A 301-nucleotide genomic window follows, 5' to 3' on the forward strand; every position below is an offset into this window, starting at 1 on the left:
GTGTGGACGAGCACTACGCCGAGATGAAAAACTATACCCTCGCCCAGGGGCGCGGCCTGCAGTACATGGACATTAAGGACAACAAGCAGGTCTGCATCATTGGTGATTACCTCAACCGGGTGGCCTACGGCGGCAACGCGGTGGGCCAGACCATCAAGCTGGGGGCCTACACGTTCCGGATCGTGGGCGTGCTGAACGCCAAGGTGACGGACAAGAACATGCAGCAGGGCTCCGACGATGACTGCATCTATCAGCCCTACACCACGGCCATGCGGCTCTCCAACCAGTCCAGTGCCAAAAA

General features: G+C 59.1%; 1 protein-coding gene. It reads left to right on the forward strand.

The features are described from left to right. Nucleotides 1-301: ABC transporter permease (locus P0G09_RS18715; protein ID WP_275253422.1), on the forward strand; the 301-nt coding region annotated here is incomplete at both ends.

It is taken from the genome of Faecalibacterium sp. DFI.5.82 (genome assembly GCF_029076575.1).
GTDB lineage: Bacteria > Bacillota > Clostridia > Oscillospirales > Ruminococcaceae > Faecalibacterium > Faecalibacterium duncaniae.